This is a genomic window from Streptomyces sp. NPDC101776, assembly GCF_044766845.1.
GTDB lineage: Bacteria > Actinomycetota > Actinomycetes > Streptomycetales > Streptomycetaceae > Streptomyces.
The window spans coordinates 171,249-190,305 of record NZ_JBIWMV010000007.1; the positions used below are offsets into that span (position 1 = coordinate 171,249).

General features: G+C 69.7%; 20 protein-coding genes. 18 read left to right on the forward strand and 2 right to left on the reverse strand.

Features of this window, described 5'->3' with window-relative positions; translation table 11 throughout:
- The 5 genes from ACIRRY_RS23400 to ACIRRY_RS23420 all read left to right on the forward strand — a co-directional run bounded on the left by ACIRRY_RS23400 (window position 1) and on the right by ACIRRY_RS23420 (window position 5,126).
- On the forward strand, window positions 1–705 hold the full coding sequence (locus ACIRRY_RS23400) for a 4-carboxy-4-hydroxy-2-oxoadipate aldolase/oxaloacetate decarboxylase (RefSeq protein ID WP_403975863.1): 705 nt from the start codon (window positions 1–3) through the stop codon (window positions 703–705).
- Entirely contained in the window at window positions 702–1,829 is a 1,128-nt protein-coding gene (locus ACIRRY_RS23405) for a 4-oxalomesaconate tautomerase (RefSeq protein ID WP_403975866.1), read from the forward strand. Before ACIRRY_RS23400 ends, ACIRRY_RS23405 begins: the two co-directional genes overlap by 4 nt.
- Window positions 1,810–2,760, forward strand: coding sequence for a catechol 2,3-dioxygenase (locus ACIRRY_RS23410; protein ID WP_403975868.1), 951 nt, complete (start codon window positions 1,810–1,812; stop codon window positions 2,758–2,760). Before ACIRRY_RS23405 ends, ACIRRY_RS23410 begins: the two co-directional genes overlap by 20 nt.
- Before the next feature lie 125 nt (window positions 2,761–2,885).
- The gene (locus ACIRRY_RS23415) at window positions 2,886–4,223 is read left to right on the forward strand and encodes an MFS transporter (protein ID WP_403975871.1); all 1,338 of its coding nucleotides are present in this window, start codon (window positions 2,886–2,888) and stop codon (window positions 4,221–4,223) included.
- Between the two features lie 333 nt (window positions 4,224–4,556).
- On the forward strand, window positions 4,557–5,126 hold the full coding sequence (locus tag ACIRRY_RS23420; RefSeq protein ID WP_403975874.1) for a hypothetical protein: 570 nt from the start codon (window positions 4,557–4,559) through the stop codon (window positions 5,124–5,126).
- Window positions 5,127–5,132: 6 nt separating this feature from the next.
- On the opposite strand, the gene ACIRRY_RS23425 is transcribed toward ACIRRY_RS23420, so the two are convergent.
- Window positions 5,133–5,546, reverse strand: coding sequence for a cupin domain-containing protein (locus ACIRRY_RS23425; RefSeq protein WP_403975876.1), 414 nt, complete (start codon window positions 5,544–5,546; stop codon window positions 5,133–5,135).
- Window positions 5,547–5,779: 233 nt separating this feature from the next.
- Here ACIRRY_RS23425 and ACIRRY_RS23430 point away from each other — a divergent pair, with 233 nt between their 5' ends.
- The 12 genes from ACIRRY_RS23430 (at window position 5,780) to ACIRRY_RS23485 (ending at window position 16,995) form a co-directional block, all read left to right on the forward strand.
- Window positions 5,780–6,361: a carboxymuconolactone decarboxylase family protein gene (locus ACIRRY_RS23430; RefSeq protein ID WP_403976389.1), complete on the forward strand. Its 582-nt coding sequence runs from the start codon at window positions 5,780–5,782 to the stop codon at window positions 6,359–6,361.
- The gene (locus ACIRRY_RS23435; RefSeq protein ID WP_403975878.1) at window positions 6,358–7,860 is read left to right on the forward strand and encodes a sugar ABC transporter ATP-binding protein; all 1,503 of its coding nucleotides are present in this window, start codon (window positions 6,358–6,360) and stop codon (window positions 7,858–7,860) included. Before ACIRRY_RS23430 ends, ACIRRY_RS23435 begins: the two co-directional genes overlap by 4 nt.
- Window positions 7,857–8,870, forward strand: a complete 1,014-nt coding sequence (locus tag ACIRRY_RS23440; RefSeq protein WP_403975882.1) for an ABC transporter permease — start codon at window positions 7,857–7,859, stop codon at window positions 8,868–8,870. Before ACIRRY_RS23435 ends, ACIRRY_RS23440 begins: the two co-directional genes overlap by 4 nt.
- A 74-nt stretch (window positions 8,871–8,944) precedes the next feature.
- Window positions 8,945–9,895: a sugar ABC transporter substrate-binding protein gene (locus ACIRRY_RS23445; RefSeq protein ID WP_403975884.1), complete on the forward strand. Its 951-nt coding sequence runs from the start codon at window positions 8,945–8,947 to the stop codon at window positions 9,893–9,895.
- A gap of 179 nt (window positions 9,896–10,074) precedes the next feature.
- Window positions 10,075–10,986, forward strand: a complete 912-nt coding sequence (locus ACIRRY_RS23450) for a LysR family transcriptional regulator (RefSeq protein WP_403976391.1) — start codon at window positions 10,075–10,077, stop codon at window positions 10,984–10,986.
- Window positions 10,987–11,084: 98 nt separating this feature from the next.
- Window positions 11,085–12,002, forward strand: a complete 918-nt coding sequence (locus ACIRRY_RS23455) for a VOC family protein (RefSeq protein WP_403975887.1) — start codon at window positions 11,085–11,087, stop codon at window positions 12,000–12,002.
- 31 nt (window positions 12,003–12,033) lie between these two features.
- On the forward strand, window positions 12,034–13,482 hold the full coding sequence (locus ACIRRY_RS23460; RefSeq protein ID WP_403975889.1) for an NAD-dependent succinate-semialdehyde dehydrogenase: 1,449 nt from the start codon (window positions 12,034–12,036) through the stop codon (window positions 13,480–13,482).
- A gap of 6 nt (window positions 13,483–13,488) precedes the next feature.
- Entirely contained in the window at window positions 13,489–14,259 is a 771-nt protein-coding gene (locus ACIRRY_RS23465; protein ID WP_403975892.1) for a fumarylacetoacetate hydrolase family protein, read from the forward strand.
- On the forward strand, window positions 14,256–14,627 hold the full coding sequence (locus tag ACIRRY_RS23470) for a VOC family protein (protein ID WP_403975894.1): 372 nt from the start codon (window positions 14,256–14,258) through the stop codon (window positions 14,625–14,627). The genes ACIRRY_RS23465 and ACIRRY_RS23470 overlap by 4 nt, the downstream gene beginning before the upstream one ends.
- A 26-nt stretch (window positions 14,628–14,653) precedes the next feature.
- Window positions 14,654–15,457 (forward strand): alpha/beta fold hydrolase, encoded by an 804-nt coding sequence (locus tag ACIRRY_RS23475; protein ID WP_403975897.1) that lies wholly within the window; start codon window positions 14,654–14,656, stop codon window positions 15,455–15,457.
- Window positions 15,454–15,963, forward strand: a complete 510-nt coding sequence (locus tag ACIRRY_RS23480; protein WP_403975900.1) for a heme-binding protein — start codon at window positions 15,454–15,456, stop codon at window positions 15,961–15,963. Before ACIRRY_RS23475 ends, ACIRRY_RS23480 begins: the two co-directional genes overlap by 4 nt.
- A gap of 3 nt (window positions 15,964–15,966) precedes the next feature.
- Entirely contained in the window at window positions 15,967–16,995 is a 1,029-nt protein-coding gene (locus ACIRRY_RS23485; RefSeq protein ID WP_403975903.1) for a methionine synthase II (cobalamin-independent)-like protein, read from the forward strand.
- Between the two features lie 45 nt (window positions 16,996–17,040).
- Here the strand turns inward: ACIRRY_RS23485 and ACIRRY_RS23490 are convergent, their stop codons facing one another.
- A complete protein-coding gene (locus tag ACIRRY_RS23490; RefSeq protein WP_403975905.1) occupies window positions 17,041–17,328 on the reverse strand; it encodes a putative quinol monooxygenase in 288 nt (95 codons plus the stop codon).
- Window positions 17,329–17,586: 258 nt separating this feature from the next.
- Here ACIRRY_RS23490 and ACIRRY_RS23495 point away from each other — a divergent pair, with 258 nt between their 5' ends.
- Entirely contained in the window at window positions 17,587–19,035 is a 1,449-nt protein-coding gene (locus tag ACIRRY_RS23495; RefSeq protein ID WP_403975907.1) for an aldehyde dehydrogenase family protein, read from the forward strand.
- Window positions 19,036–19,057 lie beyond the last annotated feature (22 nt).

Genomic DNA, 19,057 nt, shown 5'->3' on the forward strand with positions numbered 1-19,057 from the left:
ATGGGCGGAGTCATCGTCACCAACCCCCCGAAGGCGGACGCCCAGGACGTCGAGGCGCTGAGTGCCTTCGGCGTGGCCACCGTCGGCGAGGCCATGGGCCGCACCGGCCTGCTCGGTCCGTCAATCCGCCCTGTCCAGCAGGGAGTCCGGGTCGCCGGCACCGCCGTCACCGTGCTGAGCTGGCCCGGCGACAACCTCATGATCCACGCGGCCGTCGAGCAGTGCGGCGCGGGCGACATCCTCGTCGTCACCACCACCTCCCCGTGCACGGACGGCCTGTTCGGCGAACTCTTCGCCACGGCACTCCAGCAGCGCGGGGTGCGCGGAGTCGTCCTCAACACCGGGATCCGCGACACCCAGGAACTGCGCGACATGGGCTTCGCCGCCTGGTCCCGCGCCGTCTCCTCCCAGGGCACAGTCAAGGCCACCGGCGGCTCGGTCAACGTGCCGATCGCGATCGACGGCCAGGTCGTCCGCCCCGGTGACGTGATCGTCGCCGACGACGACGGCGTGGTGGTCGTCCCGCGCGAGAAGGCCCGCGAGACCGCCGAGAGGTCCGAGGCCCGCGAGGCCAAGGAGGCCGCCACCCGCGCCGCCTTCCTGGAGGGCCAACTCGGCCTGGACCGCTACGGGTTGCGCGACACCCTCAAGCAACTCGGCGTCGAGTACCGCTCGTACGAGGAGTACACCGGAGCCGGGTCGTGACCGGGCCCGCGGAGGTGCGCTGCATGCTGATGCGCGGCGGCACCTCCAAGGGCGCCTACTTCCTGGCCGAGGACCTCCCCGCCGATCCGGCCGACCGCGACGACCTGCTGCTGCGCGTCATGGGCAGCCCCGACCCGCGCCAGATCGACGGCCTGGGCGGCGCCCACCCGCTCACCAGCAAGGTCGGCGTGGTCTCCGTCTCGGCCGACCCCGAGGCCGACGTCGACTACCTGTTCCTGCAAGTCGCCGTGGACCGCCCCGAGGTGACGGATCGTCAGAACTGCGGGAACATCCTCGCCGGAATAGGCCCGTTCGCCGTGGAGCGGGGGCTCGTGGCCCCCGGTGACGGCGAGACCTCCGTCCGCATCCGCATGCTCAACACCGGGGAACTCGCGATCGCGCGCTTCCCCACCCCGGGCGGACGGGTCGACTACTCCGGTACGGCCGAGATCTCGGGCGTGCCCGGTACCGCCGCGCCGGTGGTGATCGAATTCCCGCAGGGCGCGAGCCCGTTGCTGCCGACCGGCCGGGTCCGTGACGTGATCGCCGGCACCGAGGTGACGTGCGTCGACAACGGCATGCCGGTCGTCCTGATCCCCGCCGCCGCACTGGACGTCACGGGATACGAGACGCCCGGTGACCTGGAGGAGAACCCCGTTCTCACCGAGCGCCTCCGGGAGATCCGGCTGGCGGCCGGGAAGCTGATGGGTCTGGGTGACGTCGAACACACCACGATCCCCAAGCTCAGCCTGCTGGCGCCGCCCACGGACGGCGGCGCGGTGACGACCCGCACGTTCATTCCCGTGCGCTGCCACACGTCCATCGGTGTCCTCGGCGCCGCGAGCGTGGCGGCGGGGCTCCTCGTCCCCGGCGGAGTGGGGGAGGGCATTGCCACCGTATCCGCGCAAAGTGACCGAATTCGCATCGAGCATCCCAGCGGATTCCTGGACATCGAAACTAGCGTCGAGGTCGGATCCGCAGGGTCCGCTCCCGTGGTCCGCGGCACCGCGGTCGTCCGCACCGCACGAAAGATCTTCGACGGCACGGTCTTCCCCCGGCCCGCCGTCTCGCCCCCCGCACCCGCACGCTCCCTTGGAGGCAACGATGGCTCCGCCGCTCGGTGACATCGCCCATATCGGCCACGCCCAGCTCTTCACCCCGGACCTGGACGCCAGTGTCGCCTTCTTCACCGACTACCTGGGCCTCACCGTCAACGGCCGGGACGGCGACACCGTCTACCTCCGGACCTACGACGACTACGAGCACCACAGCCTGGTACTCACCGCCCGCGAACAGCCCGGCCTCGGCCGGCTCGCCCTGCGCACCTCCAGCGAGGAGGCCCTCCAGCGCCGTATCAAGGCGATCGAGGAGGCGGGTGGCACCGGCAGGTGGGTCGAGGACGAACCCGGCCTCGGCAAGCTCTACGTCACCACCGACCCGGACGGCCACGAGCACGCCCTCTACTGGGAGAGCGAGTACTACGAGGCCCCCGACGGGCTGAAACCGGCGCTGAAGAACCAGCCGCAGGCCAAGCCCAACCAGGGCGTCGGCGTACGGCGCCTGGACCACATCAACTTCCTCGCCGCGGATGTCCTTTCCAGTGCCGAGTTCCAGCAACAGGTGCTGGGAGCAAGGCCGACGGAGCAGATCCGGCTCAACAGCGGCCGGATCGCGGCACGTTGGCTGACGTACACGAACAAGTCGTACGACGTCGTCTACACCGAGGACTGGACCGGCTCGACCGGGCGGCTGCACCACATCGCCTTCGCGACCGACACCCGCGAGGACATCCTGCGCGCGGCCGATCTCGCCATCGACACAGGCGTGTTCATCGAGACGGGCCCGCACAAGCACGCCATCCAGCAGACGTTCTTCCTCTACGTCTACGAACCCGGCGGCAACCGCATCGAGCTGTGCAACCCGCTCACCCGACTCGTCCTGGCGCCCGACTGGCCGCTGATCACCTGGACCGAGGAGGAGCGGAAGAAGGGGCAGGCCTGGGGCCTGAAGACCATCGAGTCCTTCCATACGCACGGGACTCCGCCGGTCGCCTGAGCGGCGCGCGAGAGTCATCGGAGTCACCCTCACGCGATTGTCGATGAGATTGTTGACAAAAACGTTGACTATCCGGGGGGTGACTCCTTAGCGTCTGGCGCACCAAGCACGAGAGGTAACCAACGATGTCTTCCTCCCCCTCCCCGTCCCCCGCTCTGTCCGCCCGCGGCAGCCGACTGGCCCTGCTGGTCATCGGCCTGTGCTGGCTGGCCGTCCTCTTCGACGGCCTCGACATGTTCATCTACGGCTCGGTGCTCCCGCACCTGCTGGAGACGAAGACCTTCGGTCTCACCCCGGACCAGGCCGGCGACCTCGGCAGTTACGCCACCTTCGGCATGCTGGTGGGCGCCCTCACCGCGGGCACGGTCGCGGACCGGATCGGCCGCAAGCAGCTGATGATCGGCTGCGTGACGCTCTTCTCGCTCGCCTCCGGCATCTGCGCGGTCTCCGGCAGCGTCGAGGTCTTCGGCCTCGGCCGCACCCTCGCGGGCGTCGGCCTCGGCGGTCTGCTGCCCACCGCGATCAGCATGGTCTCCGACTACGCCCCGCGCGGCCGTACCGCTCTCACCATCGGCATGCTGATGACCGCCCACCACGCGGGCGGCATCCTCTCCGCCTACGTGGCCAAGTGGCTGGTGGATCCGGTGGGTTGGCGCGCAGCCTTCTGGGTCTGCGTCCTCCCGCTGCTCTTCGTCCCGGTGCTGCTGAAGTTCCTGCCCGAGTCGCTGAGCTTCCTGGTCGCCAAGGGCCGCGCCGACGAGGCACACGCCCTCGCCGAGCGCTTCGAGGTCGAACTCCCCGCCACCACCGGCAAGAAGACGGCGGCCGACCGCTGGGACGCCCTGCGCAACCTCTTCAGCGGCGGCCAGTGGACCCAGACCCTGCTGTACTGGTTCGCCTCCTTCGGCGGCCTGCTCCTCGTCTACGGCGTCGCCACCTGGCTGCCCACCCTGATGCGCGCCGAGGGCTACGCGCTCGCCGACGCCCTCACCTTCGTCGTCGTCTTCAACCTCGGCGGCATCGTGGGCATGCTCGCGGCAGGCCGCGCCGCCGACCGCTTCGGTGCTCCGCGCATCTCGGCGATCTGGTTCGCGCTCACCGCGGTCGGCGTCTTCCTGCTCGGTGTCCACATGAACCAGGCGGTGACGATGCTGGTCGTCTTCCTCACCGGCGTCTTCCTCAACAGCGCCCAGACGATGATCTACGCGACGGTCTCCATCCGCTCCACCCCCGACAACCGCGCCACGGCGGTCGGTTGGACCTCCGGCATGGGCCGCTTCGGCGCCGTCTTCGGCCCGTGGCTCGGCGGCCAGCTGCTCGCCTCCGGCAACGGCGACTGGGGCTTCACGTCCTTCGCCATCGCCGGTCTGTCGTCGATGGTCTTCATCGGCATCGCGGCCCTCCGCAGCTCGAAGCAGGCCGCGCGGACCAACGCCCCGCAGGAACTGGTCGGCACACACTGACAGTTGGGGCACACATCGACAGGACCGGACGCCGGCCACCGCAGGGGATGCGGGGGCCGGCGTCGGTCTGTGCGACGTACCGGGGCTGATGATCCCCGGTGGCCTGTGCACGGCCGCGTTCTACGGGGAGGCGATGGCTGAATCCGCCGCGGCCGGGCTGGAGTTGAGGGCGGTGACGCCGCCGGGACTCGGAACCCGGCCACGACCGACACTCGGGCCGCCCGACTGCGCAGGGGTCCACGAGGCGGACGGCCACCCGCGCGGTACGCCACTGATGCGCGGCAGGTCAGAATCCGCTCGCTCCGGTCGGTGAACCCCGTCTACGGTTCCGGGATGAGCAACTCCCTCGCGGCCGCTGTCCTCACGACCGCCGACCTGTCCGAAGCGATCCGCGCCGTGCGTACCTTGCTGGAACTGGCGGACGTCAGCCAGGGAGTGGTCGACTTCGAAGCCGTGATCAGGTCGCCGGATGTCCTGGCGCGGATAGGTCACGTACTGCCCGGCCTCGCATGGTCGGCGAAGGCCGGCAAGGAGCACGGTTCGTCGGAGGCCGGCGACAACCCTGCGGACTGCCTGCCTGTCCAAGTGTTCGACTGGAGCCGTCCGTTGGACCGTGCCGAGCCCTTCATCGCCGCTCTGGGGCCGGATCCCGCGGCTGTCCGCTGGGATCTGGACGAGTGGCCCGAGGTTCCCGAAGCGGGACTGGAGTCGATCTCGCAGAAGTACGCGTACCTCACGTTGACCGTGAATTCCCGGGACCTTTACCAGGACGAGCCGTCGCAGGACCACACCGTCCACGTACACGTCCGCAACCGGAACGGCCTCCAGACCGCCCGCGCCCATTGGCTCGCCGATCAGGTGGGCGGCCGATTCACCGGCAGGGTGGAGCTGGCGTATCTGTGACCCGAGCTAGTCGTCCGAGCCCATCTGGTCCTGTGCCGACAGGTGTTCCACCGTCCTGCCCGTCTCCGTGAACGTCCGGGTGACGTACCCCGACGAGTACACCCACAAAATGCGCAGCGGGGTGTCGCCGATGTTCCGGAACAGGTGCGGGATCGGCGAGGGGACGTACGTGGTGTCGTACTGCTCCAGCTTCGTCACCTCGCCGTCGACCACCACCTCCGCCTCGCCCTCCAGGATCGTCACGTGCTCGTCGCAGTTGTGCGAGTGCAACGGCGCCCCGGAGCCGACCGGATACACGCTCATCCCACTCGTGATCAGGTTCTCCCCGCCCGCCGACGGCGTCGTGACGAGGGGTGTCGTCACGACGGCACCGCCCCGGTCGAGCAGGGGCACGGACGCGACCTTGATGATCGTGGTCATCCGGAGTTCCTTTCCGCTCACACTCTTCTGCGGTGCCTGACGTTAGGCCCCTCGCGCGCGAATGGGTGCCCTCTGGCGTGCAGCTTTACCTTGCATTTCCAGAGGGGTGAGCTTTCCGGACCCGGCTGTACGGTCGGCACGCATCGCACGGATTCACGCACCGTGCACGTAACGCGCCGGAAAGAAAAGGCAGGTATCGGCCCATGAGGCTCCCCGTTCTCACCGAAGAGGAAATGGACCCGCGCCAGCAGGAACTGGCCGCCCGCATCGCCGGCCGGCGCGGCGCCGTCCGCGGCCCCTTCCGGGTCTGGCTGCACAGCCCGGAGATGTGCGAACGGGCCGAATCCCTCGGCGCGTTCGCCCGCTTCGACAGCAGCCTCCCCAAGCACCTCAGCGAACTCACCCTGCTGATGGCCGCCCGCAACTGGGACGCGCAGTACTCCTGGAACGCCCATGTCCACCAGGCGATCGAGGCCGGCATCCCGGAGGCCGCCGTCAAGGCGATCGCCGAGAAGCGCGAAGCCGTCTTCGACAACGAGGCGGACCAGGCCTTCTACCGGTTCTGCCGCGAGATCCTCGACGACCACTTCGTCACCGACGAGACCTTCGCCGCCGCGCTGGCGCACTTCGGTTCCAAGGGCCTGGTCGACACCATCGGCGCCCTCGGCAACTTCACCATGCTCGGCATGTGCCTCAACACCTTCCAGGTGGACCTCCAGGCCGACAAGGAGCCGCCGTTCCCGGACATCCGCGGCTACGGCCGGGTCGCCTCCGGCCGGTCCGACGGCTCCGACGGCTCCGAGCCACGGCCGTGACAACCCCGGGGGGAGACGCGGTACTTCGCGTCCGGGGCGTCACCAAGAACTTCGGTGGCGCCGCCGCGCTCAAGGGCGTCGACCTCGACCTGTACCCCGGCGAGGTCCACGCGCTGATGGGCATGAACGGAGCCGGCAAGTCCACGCTGGTACAGGTCCTTTCGGGCATCCACCAGAGCGACGAGGGCACCGTCGAGGTCAACGGCCAGGCCCAGCACGGACTTACGGTGCGCAGGGCCCGTCGGCTCGGCATCGCCTCGGTGCCCCAGCGCCGGGAACTGGCGATGGGGCTCACCGTCGCCGAGAACGTACTGCTGGGCGACCTGCCGACCAGGGCCGGCGTCGTGCACTGGAAGGCGGTCGACTCCGAGGCGGGCAAGGCGCTTGAGGCCCTCAGCATCGACATCGACGTGACCCGGACCGCCGGTTCGCTCACCGTCGCCGAGCAGACCATGGTCGAGGTGGCCCGCGAGGTCCGGCGCGGCGGCCGCATCCTGATCCTCGACGAGCCGACCGCCTGTCTGAGCGCCGAAGCGGCCCAGCAGATAAGGGAGTTGGTCCGCACCCTGCGCGACGAGGGCGTCGCCGTCGTCTACATCTCGCACTACATCGACGAGGTGCTGGCCGTCGCCGACCGCGTCACCGTCCTGCGGGACGGAGCCGTCGTGCGCAGCGCACCGGCCGCCGAGTTCGACGCCGCCGCACTCGTCCGGAGCATGGTCGGCAGGGACGTCGTGTCCCGGCGGACCCAACGACCCGCCCCCAAGGACGAGATCGGCCTCACCGTGCACGGCCTCACCGACGGCCGGGCCGTGCGGGACTTCACCGTCGACGTGCGCAGGGGCGAGATCGTCGCCGTGCTCGGACCGGCCGGGGACGCGCAGTCGCGCCTCTTCGACCTGCTCTCCGGCCGCCGCCGCCCCGACACCGGCCACCTCGCCGTGGACGGAACCCCGGTGCCGTTCGGACGGGTCCACGCCTCGCTCGCCAGCGGGCTGCGCTGCGTCACCGGCGACCGCCGGGCCCTCGGCCTGGTCCCGGAGCTGTCCCTGGACGAGAACCTGATGCTCGCCGACGACCGCTTCGCCCGCCGCCGCTTGCACCGACGTGCCCAACTCGCTCGCCGCGCCGCCCCGTTGCGCAGGAGCTACGGCGTGGTCGCCCTCGCCGGCAACCCGCCCGTGGGCGCGCTGTCCGGCGGCAACCAGCAGAAGGTGCTGCTCGCCAAATGGCTGGGGACCGAGCCGGTCGCCTGCTTCCTGGAGGACCCCACCAACGGGGTCGACATCGCGGCCATGGCCGACATCCACACCCTCGTCGACGAACTCGCCTCGCGCGGTGTCGCCGTCCTGCTCGCCTCCTCCTCCGCCGAGGAGGTCATGCGCCTCGCCGACCGGGTCGTCGTCGTCAGCGCCGGCCGGACGGTCGCCGAGCACGACATCGACGCCATCACCCACGACGAACTCGTCGCCACCGCTCTCGGAGGTCAACCGCAGTGAGCGTCAAGACACTTGCCGACGCCCCCGGCGTCTCCGACCTGCCCGACAAGCCGCGCCCCCGCCTCTCGTTGGCCGCGCTGCGCGGTGCCCCGCACACCGGCCTGATCGCCGTCCTGATCGTCGTGATCGTCGGCACCTCGCTGCGCACCGACTCGTTCGCCACCGACACGAACGTCATCAACATCCTGCGCCAGGTCAGCGTCGTCGCCGTGATCGCGGCCGGGCTCACGCTGCTGATGACCGCGGGCGGCATGGACTTCTCCATGGGCAGCAACGTCGCCGTGACGACCGCGGTCGGGGCGCAGTTGCTGGCCCACGGCCACTCCACGGCGTTCACCGTCGTCGTCTCGCTCGTGCTGGCCACGCTGATCGGTCTGGTCAACGGGGTGGTCGTGACGTTCACGAATGTCGCACCGTTCGTCGCGACCCTGGCGATGGCGACTCTCCTGGACGGTGTCGCCCTTCTCGTGCTCGACAGCGTCAGCGTCTCCATCGGCACCAGGATGTTCGCCCTCGGCAACAACAAGATTCTCGGGGTCCCGTATCTCTTGGTCGTGGCGATCCTCGTGCTGGTGGCGACCGCCCTGGTCATGCGGTTCACCGTGTTCGGCCGCGACGCCTTCGCCATCGGCGGCAACGAGCACGTCGCCCGGCTCAGCGGCATCAACGTCACCGCCCGCAAGCTCTCGCTCTACGCCCTCACCGGCGCCCTGTCCGGACTGGCCGGCCTGATGCTGCTGTCCCGGCTCAGCGGCAGCAGCCCCGGCACCGGCGGACTCTCCCTCCAGCTCCAGGCCGTCGCCGCGGTCGTCATCGGCGGCACCGCCCTGGCCGGCGGCTACGGCACGGTCGTCGGCACCGCCCTCGGAGTGGTCCTCCTCGGGGTGGTCGCCAACGCGCTGAACCTGCTCCAGGTCTCCAGCAACTACCAGTCGGTCTCCGTCGGCGGAGTGCTGCTCGTCGCGGCCATCGCCAACGAGATGCACAAGGCACGTTCCGCACGGCACTGACCGGTCGGACGACCGCCCCTCGATCGGCGGTCGACCGGCCTTACTCACCCCGCATCCATGAATGGCGGTTCACCATGAGAATTTCGTTCCGTTCCCGCAGAGCCGTGCTCGCCGCGTTCGCCGGCAGCACTCTCGTCCTGAGCGGCTGCGGCAGCAGTGACGACAGCGGGAGTTCGGGCGATGTCACCCTCGGATTCGTCAACGGCGGCGACACCGAGTTCCACAGCTGTCTCCAGAAGGCGGTCGAGCAGACGGCGAAGACGCAGAACGCCAAGGTCTTCACCGCCAACTCCCACCAGAATTCCACCACCGAACTCTCCAACATCGAGGACATGACCTCGCGCAACGTCAGCGCGCTGATCGTGCAGACGGTCAACGTGGACGCGCTGAAGGGCGACATCGCCAAGGCGAAGGCCGCGAACATCCCGATCTATCTGACCTCCGTGGCCACCAGCGACGTGAACGACATTCTCGGCGCGGCCGTCGTCGACCTCGGCAAGCTCGGTGCCCTGGACGCGGGCTGGATCGGGCAGGACGCGGGCGGCAAGAGCGTCGAGGTCGGCGTGATCGCGGGTGCGCCCGGCGCGGCCTCCGACCTGATGGTGGGCGGCTTCACGAAGGCACTGCCCAGCACCGCGAAGGTGGTCGCGAACCAGCCGGGCATGTTCAACCCCGTGAAGGCGCAGGACGTGGCCGAGAACATGATCCAGGCCCACCCGGACCTGCAGTACGCGTTCGTCGCCTCCGAGGACATGGCGCTGGCCGCCCGCAAGGCGTTCGACGCGGCCGGCAAGAAGGACGTGAAGATCGTGACCGCCAACGGCACGGACGAGGGCTTGGCCGCCGTCGAGGACGGACGGCTCTCCGCCACCGTGGCCAACTCGGCCATGGCGATAGGACAGACCGCGGTGAAGAACGCGGTCGGCCTGTTGGCCAAGAAGAAGGTTGACAAAATTGCCAACATTCCTCTTTTGTTGGTGACCAAGGACAACCTGAGCAAGGCTCCCCAGTACTGCCCGAAGTAGCGGAGCCCGGTGCCGGGAGCGACACCTGTCTCATTGTTGTCCGAGCCGCTGTCCGTCATCTCGCCCAAATGTCCAAGTCGAGCCGCGACCTGGACATGTCGGCCGGGGACGGACCCATCCGTACGACCGGCACCGCCGCCGGGGCCCACCCCTGGCATTCGTGGGCCTCCGGAGGAATCATGGATCGACTGCTCCTCATGCACAGCTTCGTCACCGTCGCACAGGCCGGCAGTTTCAGCGGCGCGGCGAAGAAGCTGGGCTCGTCGGGCTCGCTGGTGTCGCGCCACGTCGCCGAGCTGGAGCGACAGGTGGGCGTCCGCCTGGTCAACCGCACCGCCCGCTCGGTGAGCCTCACCGAACCGGGGCTCAAGTACGCCGAGTTCGCGGCCCGCATCCTCGACGAGATCGAGGCCGAGGACGCCGTCATCTCCCACCTCCACGACCGCGCCGAGGGCACCCTCAGCATCATCTGCCCCAAGTGGATCGGCAGCCTGGACCTCGGAGACGCGATCGCCGCCTTCTCCGCCGCCCACCCCAAGATCCACGTCCGCTTCGAGCTCGGCGGCATGTCGGACCGTACGTACGACTTCCTGGACAGCGGCTTCGACGTCGCCTTCCACACCCGCGACCTGCGCGACTCCAGCGTGCGCCTCAAGAAGATCGCCTCGCTGCCCTTCGTCCTGTGCGCCTCCGAGAAGTACCTGGAGCGCGGCGGCCCGCTCACCGAACCCAACGGCCTGGCCCACCACGACTGTCTGGTCCACGTCAACGACCCGGTCTGGCGCATCGGCCACGGCCACGCCAGCACCCTGCACAAGATCCGCAACATCGCCTTCTCGTCCAACTCCTACATCGCCCTACAGAAGGCCGCCGTCCACGGCCGAGGCATAGCCCTGCTGCCCCAACGCCCGGCCTACGACGACCTGATGAGCGGCGCCCTCCAGGTCCTGCTCCCCGAACTCGCGGTCCCCGACCGCCCCCTGTTCGCCATCTACGGCCCCGGCCAGGCCACCCCGCGCAAGGTCAGCGTGTTCCTGGACTTCCTCGCCGAATGGTTCTCACAGAATCCCATTCCGGCCATCCGTTCGTAGCCGCAAGAAACGATTGCGAATTCAGGCGAGCCCCAACCATTGAGGCCTTCACGCCCCGAAATCTAGGCTCGCCGGGCGACCCGCGAAACGAGGCATCCATGGGAATCCAGAGAATCGAATCGGTCACCTACGGCATCGACGACGTAGACGAATGTGTCCGTTTCTTCGGCGACTTCGGCCTGTTCCTGCTGGAGCGCACCGAGGAGCACGCGGTCTTCGAGACACTCACCGGGCAGACTCTCCACCTGGACACCGCGCCCGGCCCCCTGCTGCCGCCGCCGGTGGAGTCCGGACCGACGATCCGCGAGGTGGTCTGGGGCGTCGACACCCCGGAGGAACTGGCCCGGCTGGTCGCCGCCGCGGGCCGCGACCGGAAGGTCCACGAGAGCGCCGACGGCGTCCACCGCACCGTGGACGAGAGCGGTTTCGGCGTCGGACTCACCCTGGCCCGCCCGAAGAACGCGGACGTCACCCCCCGCCCCGCCAACGCGCTGGGCAGCGTCGACCGCTGGAACACCGCACTGGAACCACTCACTCGCGCCTTCCCGCTGCGCATGTGCCACGTCGCGCTGAACATCGTCAAGGAAGGGCGCGAGGACGCCGTCGCGTTCTACACCGAGCGGCTCGGCTTCCGGCCCACCGACATCGTCGAACCGATGGGCGTCTTCATGCAGGCGCCGGGCGACGACGACCAGCACACCATGCTGCTGTGCCACCGCCCCGACCGCGCCGGCGTCAACCACATCGCCTACGAGGTCCCCGGCTTCGACGACGTCATCGAGGGCGGCAACTTCATGATCGAGCGCGGCTGGCGGGAGGCCCGCAAGCTCGGCCGCCACACCGTCGGCTCGAACGTCTTCCGCTTCCTGCACGCCCCGTGCGGCGGCCGCGTCGAGTACGCGGCGGACATGGACCGCGTCGACGACACCTACGAGACCCGGGTCCACGAGACCACCCCGCCGCACCACATCTGGGCACTGCGCTCCAACCGCGACCAGGACGCCCCCGCCACCTGACTCTCCTCCCAGCCTGAGAGGGCACCCACTCATGACCTCCGACCACGGCTACCCCGCCGTCCGCATGTACATCGCGGGCGAGTGGTGCCAGGGCGGCACCGGACGGACCGCCCCGATCGTGAACCCGGCCACCGAGAAGGTGATCGGCGAAGTCCCCCTCGCCACCACCGCCGATCTCGACCGCGCCCTCGACGCGGCCACAGAAGGCTTCCGCACCTGGCGCACCACCCCGATCGCCAAGCGCTCCGCGATCCTGCACGCCGCCGCCGACCTCATCACCGAGCGCGCCCCCGAGATCGGCCGGATCATGGCCCAGGAGCAGGGCAAGCCGCTCCGCGAGGGCACCACCGAGGCCCTGCGCACCGCCGACACCCTGCGCTGGCACATCGAGGACGCCCGCCGCGCCTACGGCCGGATCATCCCGTCCGCACCCGGCACCCTCCTCACCGTCCGCCGCGAACCCGTGGGCCCCGTCGCCGCGTTCGTGCCGTGGAACTTCCCCGTGGGCGGCCCGAACCGCAAGCTCTCCTCGGCCCTCTCCGCAGGTTGCTCGATCGTCATCAAGGCTTCCGAAGAGACTCCCGCCACGGCCGCCGCCCTCGTGGCCTGCTACGCCGACGCCGGACTCCCGGCAGGCGTCCTCAACCTCGTCTTCGGCGAACCGGCCGAGGTCTCCGCCCACTTGATCCCCTCGCCGCGGATCCGCCTGGTCGCCTTCACCGGCTCCGTCCCGGTCGGCAAGCTCCTCGCGGCACAAGCCGGCGAAGTCATGAAGCCCACCCTGATGGAACTCGGCGGCCACGCCCCGGTCATCGTCTGCGCCGACGCCGACCCGGTGAGGTCCGCCCGCAAGGCGGCACAGGCGAAGTTCTTCAACGCCGGCCAGGTGTGCACCTCCCCGAGCCGCTTCTACGTCCACGAGAGCATCGTCGACACCTTCACCGCCGAGTTCGTGAAGGCGGCACAGGAGGTCACCGTAGGAGACGGCCTCGACGCCGACACCACCATGGGCCCGCTCGCCAACGAGCGCCGACTGCTCGCCGTGGAGAACCTGGTTTCCGACGCCGTGGAACGTGGTGCCAAGGTGCTCACCGGCGGTCAACGCCTCGCGCGCGACGGCTACTTCTACGCCCCGACCGTGCTGACCGACGTACCGCCGGACGCGAAACTGCTGCACGAGGAACCCTTCGGCCCACTCGCGCCGATCGTCCCGTTCACCGACCTGGACGAGACCCTGGCGCTCGCCAACTCCCTTCCCTACGGCCTCGCCGCCTACGGCTTCACCGAGTCCGCCGCCACCGCCGAGAAGCTCTCGGACGCGCTGGAGGCCGGCATCCTCTCCCTCAACCACTGCGGCGGCTCCGTCGCGGAGGCCCCTTCCGGGGGCGTCAAGGAGAGCGGCTACGGCAGGGAGGGCGGCCCCGAGGCCCTCGACGCCTATCTGATCACCAAGCGCGTCTCCCACCTGCTGGCGGGCTGAACCGCCATGAGGTACACGCGCGTTGCGGTCGGCGGCCGGGCGGTCTGGGGCCGCGTGGGGGAGGAGGACATCGAACTGCTGTCCGAGTCCCCTCTGGCAGGCGATCCGTCTGTCATCGGCACGGTGCCGGTCGCCGAAGCGCGGTGGCTGCCCGTCGTCGTCCCGCCCGTGTTCTACGCGGTCGGCATGAACTACCCGCGGCACATCGAGCACGCCCGCGCCGAGACCCCGGCCCGCCCCGAGGTCGGCTACCGCGCCAACAACGCCCTCACCGGCCACCGTTCACCCATCGTCAAGCCGGCCGAGGTCGAGGGCCGCTTCGAGGCCGAGCCCGAACTCGTCGCGGTCATCGGCCGCACCCTGCGGCACGCGTCCTACGACGAGGCCCGCAAGTCGGTCTTCGGCTGGACGATCGGCAACGACGTCAGCGCCCGCACCTGGCAGCACCAGGACCGCTCCTTCTGGCGCAGCAAGAACAGCGACACGTTCAAGCCGATGGGGCCCTGGATGGAGACCGACGTCGATGCCCTGGCGCAGACCACAACTCTCCGTGTGAACGGGGAGGTCCGCGCCTCGTTCGCCACCGGCGACATGGTCTTCGACCCCTTCGACCACATCGTCGAACTCACCAAGCACATCACCATGCACCCGGGGGACGTGCTGTGGATGGGCGCCGAGTCCACCTGCCAACTCGAACCCGGGGACACCGTGGACATCGAGATCAGCGGCATCGGCGTTCTGTCCAACCCCGTACACAGCGAAGGGAATCCGTCATGAGCAGCGCACCCCGCTACATCCACCACGTCAACTTCCCCACCACCGACCCCGACCGGACCGCCGAGTGGTACACGAAGGTCTTCGGGATGAAGCGGATCATGCCCAAGTCCAACACCCGCGTGGTGCTGATGACCCGGGGCAACTTCGACCTGCACTTCACCCCGGTCGAGGAGATGGAGCGCATGGCGCCCTATCACTTCGCCGTCGAGGTCGACGACTGGGACGACTTCCTCGCCCACCTCCAGGATCTGGGCATCCGGCACACCCGGCCCATCGAACGCCCCGAGAACCAGTCGAAGTTCTGCTACATCCACGACCCAGACCACACCATGATCGAGCTCGTCTTCCACGGCCGCCGCCCCAACTAGCCCCGCGCGTACAGGAGTTAACCCCCATGCCCATCGCCGACTCCGACGGCACCTCCATCTACTACGAGCGCCACGGCAGCGGTCCGGCGATCCTGTTCGTGCACGGCAGTGGCGGCCACCACGCCGCCTGGTGGCAGCAAGTGGCCGCGCTGCGCGAGGAGTTCACGGTCGTCACCGTGGACCTGCGCGGCTTCGGCAAGTCCGACGCACCCACCCCTCCGAACTCGTCCAGGCCCGAGTTCGACGGGCAGGATTTCCCCGGTGACGTCGTCGCCGTCCTCGACCAAGAGGACCTGACCGACGCCATGCTGGTCGGCCAGTCCATCGGCTCCGTCGCCGCCCTGCGCGCCGGGCTGCTGCGGCCCGGGCGGGTCGGTTCCGTCGTGCTCGGCCATTCCCTGGGCGGCATCAGCCACCCGGAGTTGAAGGAACTCGCCGCCGCCGACCGCGCCGAGGCCGTCAAACTGCCGGTCATCGACCGCTTGTTGACGAAGCGGTTCCAGCAGGAACGGGCCGACCTCACCTTCCTCTTCCAGCAGATGGGCACGTTCAACGTCGCCAGGATGCAGGATCTGCGCAACCTCGACACCGACGGCCCCTCCCTGGACGACATCCGGTCCTCCGGCGTCACGGTCGCCTTCCTCGCGGGCGAGAAGGACGCGGTGCTCAGCGTGAAGACGGTGACCCGCGCCCACGAACTGCTGCCCGGCTCGCACCTGGAGATCGTCCCGGACGCCCCGCACTCCATGTACTGGGAGACGCCCGCCGAGTACAACGCGGCCGTCGCCCACCTGCGCCGCACCCTCACCGCACCGAAGGAAGCAGCATGAGCAGCCTCACCCTGGACGCCGCCGAGGAGATCATCGACGCCGCCCACAAGCGCGCCCAGTCGATCGGGAAGGCGGTCAGCGTCGCCGTGGTGGACGCGGGCGGTTTCCCGATCGCCATCCGCCGCCCGGACGGCGCCCGCCCGCTCACCCCGGACATCGCCCGCGCCAAGGCGTACACGGCGGCCATCATGCAGCGGCCCGGCAAGATGCTGAAGAAGTGGCAGGAGAGCCAGCCGGTCTTCTTCTCCCAACTGTCCCAACTCCCGGGCGCCGCCATGCCGATCATGGCCACCGAGGGCAGCCTCACCATCAAGAAGGACGGCGAGATCATCGGCGGCCTCGGCATCGCCGGCGGCACCGCCGACGAGGACCAGCAGATCGCGGAGGAGGTGCTCGCCTCCCTCGGCTACGAACTGGAGTTCGCCGCCTGGGGAGTCGCGGGCCAGCCGGCCTCGACCTCGGCGCCGGACTCCTCGACCTCGTCCTCGTCCGGAAAGGACGCCTGAGCCATGGCGGACACGTTCAACTACCGCATCGACCACCACGGCAGCCTGGTCCGCCCGGCCGAGCTGACCGCCGCCCGTGCCGCCGGCGACCCCGAAGCGCTGAAGGAGGCGGAACTCCAGGCGGTCAAGGACGCGGTCGTCCTCCAGCGCAAGCTGCGCTCCACCGTCGTCACCGACGGCGACTTCCCCCGGGAGGACTTCCGCAGCGCGGTTTTTGACGGAGTGTCAGGATTTCGGCGCACGGACGAGACCGACGCCGACGGCCTGGTGCGCTGGGTCGCGGAGTCCCTTCCGAAGGCGAACGGCCCGTTGCTCGCGGACTGGGTCGCCCGTCTCACCGAACTGACCGTGATCGCCCCCAAGGCCGCGCTGCCGTCGCCCGCCTACCTCGCGGCGACCACCTTCCGGCCCGGCCACGGCCCGTCCTCCGCACGGGAGTTGGGGGAGGCGCTCGCCGAGATCGTCCTCGCCGAGATAGAGCTGCTGGTCTCCAAGGGCGTACGCCTGATCCAGCTCAACAACCCGCTCCTGCTCGGCCAGTTGGCCACCGACCCGGCCGACCCCGGCACGCTCTCCTTCGAGGACGCCCTCGCGGTCGACGCCCTCGCGGTACGCCTGGACGAGCGCCCCGAGGGCGTACGGATCGCGGTGGCCCCCGGCCCGGTCGCCCCCGCCACCCTCGATTTGTCCCGCGCCGAGAAGCTCTACGGCGAGATCGGCGCCGACCGCTGGATCCTGCCCTTCGACCAGGGCACCCCGGCCGAACTCGCCCTGGTCAAGGCCCTGCCGGAGGACCGTGACTTCTGCCTGGGCGTCGTCGACGCGACGGTGCCCGCGCTGGAGGACATCGACACGGTGATGGCCAGGATCGACACGGTGGGGGAGTTCAAGGACCTGGAGGACGGGGCCGTAGCGCCGTCCCGGGGTTTCGCCGACGTGGCGAGCCGGCCGCTGCTGAGCGCCGAGCAGCAGCGGCGGAAGGTCGAGCTGGTGGAGACGGTGGCTCGGTACGTCTGGGGCAACGAGTTCTGACGCGCGAGCTGGGAAGCGCGGCACCGCGCTTCCCAGCAAGGTCCGTCAGAGGACCTCGGCGAACGTCACCTTGCGCTCGGTCAGCAGCGGCCAAATCGTCTGCACGATCAGCTCGTTGAAATGGTCCGCCGCCTTGTGCGCGTCGAAACCGGCCCGGTCGGCGTACTGCTCGTACAGCACGAAACTCCCCGGCACATCCGCCTCTGCGTGCACCTCGTACGCCAGGTTCGCCGGCTCGGCACGGGTCTGCTCGCGCGCCTTCAGCAACGCGGCGCGCACCGTGGCCTCGTCGGCGGGCTCGCAGAAGTAACGGGCGATGACTGCGTAGGCCATGTCGTGTCTCTCCTCAACGAATCCTCTATCGAATCCTCAGTGGATCCTCGGCTCCCGGCGGCGTGGCACCTGCCGTCCGGCCTGCCGATTCCAGCACGGATCAACCCTCCGCCGACCTGCGCGCGGCGCAAGCAATGCCTGCCATCGCGGGGCTGGTGGCACCGCCCTCACATGGTGTGTTGTCGCATTCGGCCCACTGTGGCCGCTGACTGTGCAGACCGCGGACCCGCACCGCGGCGGACGAAGGAAGTGATCTTCATGCGAAGCCTGGAAACCCTCTCCGGTGGAGAGTGGGTGGCGACCGGCGAGTGGATCGAGGTGTACGACCCCGCCGACGTCCGCACCCCCCTCGCGCGCATCCCCGCCCTCGCCGCCAAGGACGTCACCCGCGCCTACGACCACGCCGAGCGCGGCTTCGCCGTATGGAAGCGCACCAGTCCTTTCGAGCGGGCCCGTATCTTCACCGAGGCCGCGAAGCTGATCCGCGAGCGGGTCGAGGAGATCGCCGCCGATGTCACCGCCGAGAACGGCAAGACCGGCGCCGAGGCCCGCGGCGAGACCCTCAAGGCCGCCGACTTCCTCGACTACTACGCGGGCCTGGCCCGCCAGGGCTACGGCACCCTCCTGCACGACGCCCGCCCGAACACCCGCGTGCACACCCAGCGCGAACCGATCGGCGTGATCCTCGTGATCAGCCCCTGGAACGACCCGCTGATCACCCCGGCCCGCAAGCTCGCCCCGCTGCTCGCCACCGGCAACGCGGCCGTGTTCAAGCCGGCCACCGAGACACCGTTGTCGGGCCTGCACTTCGCCCGCGCCCTGCACGACGCCGGACTGCCGGCCGGGGTCCTGAACGTGGTCACGGGCCGCACCGCCGAGATCGAGGAGGCGCTCCTCGACGACCCGCGCATCGTCGGCATCACCTTCACCGGCTCGAACGAGGTCGGAGGCCGTATCCGCCGCCGTCTCGCCGACCGCAACGTCCGCTTCCAGGGCGAACTCGGCGGCAAGAACGCCTCGGTGGTGCTCAAGGACGCCGACCTGCCGTTCGCCGCGAAGACCGTCGTAGCGGCCTCCTTCGGACAGGCCGGACAGCGCTGCACCGCCACCAGCCGGGTCGTCGTGGAACGGTCGGTCTACGACGAGTTCACCCGGCTCCTGGTCGCCGAGGTCGAGGCGTTGAAGGTCGGCCCGGGCAGCGACCCGGCGACCACCCTGTGCCCGCTTTCCAGCCCCAAGCAGCGCGACAGCGTCGTCGCCCATCTCGCGGGCGCCGTCGAGCAGGGCGCCACCGTCCTCACCGGCGGCGCGGCGGACACCGAGGGGGATCACGCGCACGGCTGCTTCGTCCAGCCGACCGTGCTCGCCGACGTCACCGCCGAGACGGCGATCTGGCGCGATGAGGTCTTCGGACCGGTCCTCGCGGTACGCGCCGTGGACGACTTCGGGCAGGCGGTGGAAGCCGTGAACGACTCCCCATTCGGCCTGGCCGCCGCCGTGTTCACCCGGGACCTCGCCTCCGCGTACCGCTTCGCGGACGAGGCCGAGTGCGGGCAGATCGCCGTCAACGCCACCACCCCCGGCTGGGACGTGCACCTGCCCTTCGGCGGCTTCCACGACTCCGGCACGGGCTACAAGGAGCAGGGCGACGAGGTCCTGCGCTTCTCCACCCGCGTCAAGACCGTCGCCATCCACTACGGCCCTTGAGCAAGCCGGTGAGACAGAGAGA